Raw genomic sequence first — 4923 nt, forward strand, 5'->3', positions numbered from 1 at the left:
TTGTTTAAAACAGACAGCCGCAGCCCGAGCCTGCGGCACCGGCGGCGCCGCAGCGGGCCAAGGGCTATCACGAGACGGAACACATCCGGCGCTACTACCGCACCGCGGCTTACTGGTAGAAGGAGACCACGACCATGACCCTGGTGAAGACATCACGCGACAGCGGACTGAAACGGCGCCGCTTCCTCGTCGGCGCGGGCGTGACGGCCGGCGCGGGCGCCCTCGCGCGCCACCTGCCGCTGAACGTGATCCAGCCCGCGACCGCGGCGGACCCCGTGCCGGCCAGGCCGAACACGGAGGTCAAGCACACCGTGTGCAGCCACTGCTCGGTGGGCTGCTCGGTGGAGGCGGTCGTCAGCAACGGCGTGTGGATCCGCCAGGAGGCCGCGTTCGACTCGCCGATCAACATGGGGGCGCACTGCGCGAAAGGCGCGTCGGTGCGCGAGCACGGGTTCGGCGAACACCGCCTGCGCTATCCGATGAAGCTCGTGAACGGCAAGTACGAGCGCATCACGTGGGACCAGGCCGTGGGCGAGATCGGCGACCGGCTGCTGAAACTGCGCGAGCAGTCCGGGCCGGATGCGCTGATGGTGATCGGCAGCTCGAAGCACAGCAACGAGCAGTCCTACCTGCTGCGCAAATGGGTGTCGATGTGGGGTTCCAATAACTGCGACCACCAGGCCCGCATCTGCCACTCGACGACGGTGGCGGGCGTCGCCCAGACCTACGGGTATGGCGCGATGACGAACTCGTTCAACGATCTCCACTACAGCAAGGCCGTGCTGTTCATCGGCTCGAACCCGGCGGAGGCGCATCCGATCTCGATGCTGCACTTCCTGCATGCGAAGGAACTGGGCGCGAAGATGATCGTCGTCGACCCGCGCTTCACCCGCACGGCGCGCTTCGCCCACCACTACGTGCGCATCCGTCCCGGCACGGACATCGCATTCGTGTGGGGCATGCTGTGGCACATCTTCAACAACGGCTGGGAAGACAAGGCGTACATCGCCGCGCGCACGTACGGCATGGACGACGTGCGCAAGGAAGTCGCGAAGTGGACGCCCGATAAGGTCAGCGACGTGACGGGCGTGCCGGAAGCGTCCGTGCGCATGGCGGCCGAAATGCTGGCGACGAACAAGCCATCGTCCGTCGTGTGGTGCATGGGCATCACGCAGCACCACGTGGGCACGGCGAACGTGCGCGCGCTGTCGATCCTGCAGCTCGCGCTGGGGAACATCGGCGTGCAGGGCGGCGGCGCCAACATCTACCGCGGCCACGACAACGTGCAGGGCGCGACGGACGTCGGTCCGAACGGCGAGTCGCTGCCCGGCTACTACGGCATCGCGGAAGGCGCGTGGAAGCACTTCGCGACCGTGTGGGGCGTCGATTACGACTGGGTCAAGTCGCGCTTCGGCTCGAAGGAGCTGATGGAAAAGCCGGGCATCACGGTGTCGCGCTGGTTCGACGCGGTCCTGGAAGACAACCAGTACGTCGACCAGCCGACGAATCTCCGCGCCGTGTTCTACTGGGGCCACGCGCCGAACAGCCAGACGCGCCTGCCGGACATGAAGGCGGCGATGCAGAAGCTCGACTTCATGGTCGTCATCGATCCTTATCCCAGCATGACGGCGGCGATGCACGGCAGGAGCGACGGCGTCTACCTGCTGCCGGCCGCGTCGCAGTTCGAGACGCAGGGTTCCGTCACGGCGTCGAACCGCTCGATCCAGTGGCGCGAGCGCGTGATCCAGCCGCTGTTCGAATGCAAGACGGACCACGAGATCATGTACCTGTTCGCGAAGAAGCTCGGCTTCGGCGAACAGCTCGTCAAGAACATCAAGGTCGTCAACAACGAACCGGTCATCGAGGACATCCTCCGCGAGATCAACCGCTCCTGCTGGACGATCGGCTACACGGGCTGCTCGCCCGAGCGACTGAAACTGCACATGGAGCACAAGCGCGATTTCAATCCGACGACGATGCGTGCGGAATCCGGTCCGTGCAAGGGCGACTATTACGGCCTGCCGTGGCCGTGCTGGGGCACGCCGGAGATGAAGCACCCGGGCACGCCGATCCTGTACGACCTGCACAAGCCGGTGGCGGAGGGCGGCCTGCCGTTCCGCGCAAACTGGGGCGTGGAGCACAACGGCGAGCCCCTGCTGGCGGCCGACGGCTCGTTCACGAAGGACAGCGAGATCGACACCGGCTATCCGGAATTCGACCACGTGTTCCTGAAAAAGCTGGGCTGGTGGGCCGAGCTGACGCCGGAGGAGCAGGTGCAGGCCGAGGGCAAGAACTGGAAGACGGACCTGTCGGGCGGGATCATCCGCGTCGCCATCGCCCACGGCTGCGCGCCGTACGGCAACGCGCGCGCCCGCTGCAACGTGTGGAACTTCCCGGACCCCGTGCCGACGCACCGCGAACCGCTCGTCACGCCGCGGCGCGACCTGGTGGCCAAATACCCGACTTACGACGACAAGGCCGCGTTCTGGCGCCTGCCGACGCTCTATAAATCCGTGCAGGCGGTCGACTTCTCGAAGGAGTACCCGCTGATCATGACGTCGGGCCGCCTCGTCGAATACGAGGGCGGCGGCGAGGAGACCCGGTCGAATCCGTGGCTCGCCGAACTCCAGCAGAACATGTTCTGCGAAGTAAATCCGGAAGACGCGGCGCAGATCGGCGTGAAGCTGGGCGAATTCATGTGGGTCGAGACGCCGACCGGCGCGCGCCTGAAGCTGATGGCGATGGTGACGCCGCGCGTGCCCGTGGGCCTCGTGTGGATGCCGTTCCACTTCGGCGGCTGGTGGATGGGCGAGGACCTGGAAAAGCATTATCCGGACGGCGGCGCGCCCGCGGTGCGCGGCGAGGCAGTCAATACCGGGTGGACGTACGGGTACGACGCCGTGACGATGATGCAGGAAACGAAGGTGTCGCTGTGCCGGCTGGTGCGCGCGTAAGGAGACTGAGATGGCACGAATGAAGTTCATCTGCGACACGGAGCGCTGCATCGACTGCAACGGCTGCGTGACCGCCTGCAAGAACGAGAACGAGACCCCGTGGGGCGTGAACCGCCGCCGCGTCGTCACCATCAACGACGGCGTGCCGGGCGAGCGCTCGATCTCCGTCGCGTGCATGCATTGCAGCGACGCGCCGTGCCTGGCCGTCTGCCCCGTCAACTGCATCTATCACACGGAAGACGGCATCGTCCTGCACGACAAGGACCAGTGCATCGGCTGCGGCTACTGCTATTACGCGTGCCCGTTCGGCGCGCCGCAGTTCCCGTCAACTGGCCTGTTCAACCACCGCGGCAAGATGGACAAATGCACGTTCTGCTCCGGCGGTCCGGAGCCCGACACGTCCGAGGCCGAGTTCAGGAAGTATGGCCGCAACCGCATCGCCGAAGGCAAGCTGCCCGCGTGCGCGGAGATGTGCGGCACGAAGGCGCTGATCGGCGGCGACGCGACCGTCATCGCCGACATCTACCGCCAGCGCGTGGAGACGCGCGGCTACGGTCCGGAGCTGTGGGGCTGGAAGATCGCGTACGGCAAGCCGAAACGCGGCGGCGACATCAAGGCGACGGGCGAAGGCCCGCGCGAGAACCAGAATCTCAAGGACTCGCAGAACGACGAGGGGAGGCTGCCGACATGAAGCGCATCCTCATCCTCTGCCTGCCGCTGGCGCTGCTCGCGGGCTGCCTCGAAGTCGACCAGCATCCGAACTGGGTGCACGGCATGGTCGCCGGGAAGAAGGACGACCGGCCGTTCTTGCGCCACTTCCACAACGACAAGCTGTCGTGGTGGGGCACGATCAGCAACCGCAACATGAACCAGAACGAATACAACCGGGCCAACCCGTAACAGGAGCCGACCATGTCATTCACGCTACGATCGATATTGTCATTGCTCCTGTCGCTGTGGCTCGTCGGCATCGCGCACGCCGGCGTCCCGAACAACCGCGCCGAGCCTGCGTATGCCGAGGAACAGACGATCCTGCAGGCCGAGAAGGATTCGCGCACGCCCGAGCCGGGACTGGGCTCGTCGGCCTCCGGCCGCGTGCACATCGACCGTCACTACCTGGGCCAGTACGGCAGCACGGAAGGCACCGTCATCGTGCAGCGCGGCGGCAACCAGTGGCGCATCTGGCGCAACGGGCCGATCGCGACGGCGATGGGCACGATCCTCGTCGTCGTGCTCGTCGCGATTTTCTTCTTCTACCGCGCCATCGGTCCCGCGCGCACCGAAGAACCGGACACGGGCCGGCGCATCCGCCGCTTCACGGGCTGGGAGCGCGGCGTGCACTGGGCGACCGCGATCAGCTTCATCATCCTCGCGGTGACGGGCCTCGTCATCATGTTCGGCAAGAAGCTCCTGATCCCGCTCGTCGGCCACGACGTGTTCGCGGCGCTGGCCTACATCTTCAAGTACCTGCACAACTTCGTGGGTCCGCTGTTCATCGTGTGCTCCGTGCTGATGTTCTTCACCTTCCTGCGCCGGAACTTCTTCCGCCGCATCGACTGGCAGTGGGTCAAGCAGGGTGGCGGCCTCGTGTCGCACAAGCACGTGCGGGCCGGGTTCTTCAACGCGGGTGAAAAATCCTGGTTCTGGCTGGGGGTGACCCTGCTGGGCCTCGTGATGTCGATCAGCGGCCTGGTCCTGGACTTCGTGACCTTCGGACAAACGCGCTACATCATGCAGGTCGCGAACTACCTGCACATCGCCGGCGCCACGTTCTACATCGCGGCCGCGATGGGCCATATCTACATCGGCACGTGGGGCACGCCGGGCGCCTACGAAGCGATGCGCCACGGGACCGTGGACGAATCGTGGGCCAAGGCGCACCACGCCGTGTGGTACGACGAAGTGAAGGCGGGCGTGGAACCGGGCACGTTCGACGACCGCGTGCCGCCGGACCAGCGGCCGCCTTCAC

Annotated in this window: 4 protein-coding genes; all 4 read left to right on the forward strand. The window is 66.0% G+C overall.

Annotated features, from left to right (window positions below; genetic code table 11):
* The first annotated feature begins 134 nt into the window (after positions 1 to 134).
* Positions 135 to 2954 carry a formate dehydrogenase subunit alpha gene (locus ACEN88_RS24295; RefSeq protein WP_413343797.1) on the forward strand — a complete coding sequence of 940 codons (2820 nt, stop codon included), beginning with the start codon at positions 135 to 137 and terminating at the stop codon, positions 2952 to 2954.
* Positions 2955 to 2964: 10 nt separating this feature from the next.
* Positions 2965 to 3645, forward strand: a complete 681-nt coding sequence (gene fdh3B, locus ACEN88_RS24300; protein ID WP_413343799.1) for a formate dehydrogenase FDH3 subunit beta — start codon at positions 2965 to 2967, stop codon at positions 3643 to 3645.
* Positions 3642 to 3854, forward strand: coding sequence for a hypothetical protein (locus ACEN88_RS24305; RefSeq protein WP_413343801.1), 213 nt, complete (start codon positions 3642 to 3644; stop codon positions 3852 to 3854). The genes fdh3B and ACEN88_RS24305 overlap by 4 nt, the downstream gene beginning before the upstream one ends.
* A gap of 12 nt (positions 3855 to 3866) precedes the next feature.
* A partial coding sequence (locus ACEN88_RS24310; protein ID WP_413343803.1) for a formate dehydrogenase subunit gamma occupies positions 3867 to 4923 on the forward strand: 1057 nt, incomplete at its 3' end.

The sequence above is a fragment of the Massilia sp. CT11-108 genome (assembly GCF_047302915.1).
GTDB lineage: Bacteria > Pseudomonadota > Gammaproteobacteria > Burkholderiales > Burkholderiaceae_D > Telluria > Telluria orientalis.

Excerpts from the sequence above, each read along its gene's own strand:
- ACEN88_RS24295 (WP_413343797.1), top strand. The coding sequence starts at position 135 with ATGACCCTGGTGAAGACATCACGCGACAGCGGACTGAAACGGCGCCGC.
- fdh3B (WP_413343799.1), top strand. The coding sequence starts at position 2,965 with ATGGCACGAATGAAGTTCATCTGCGACACGGAGCGCTGCATCGACTGC.
- ACEN88_RS24305 (WP_413343801.1), top strand. The coding sequence starts at position 3,642 with ATGAAGCGCATCCTCATCCTCTGCCTGCCGCTGGCGCTGCTCGCGGGC.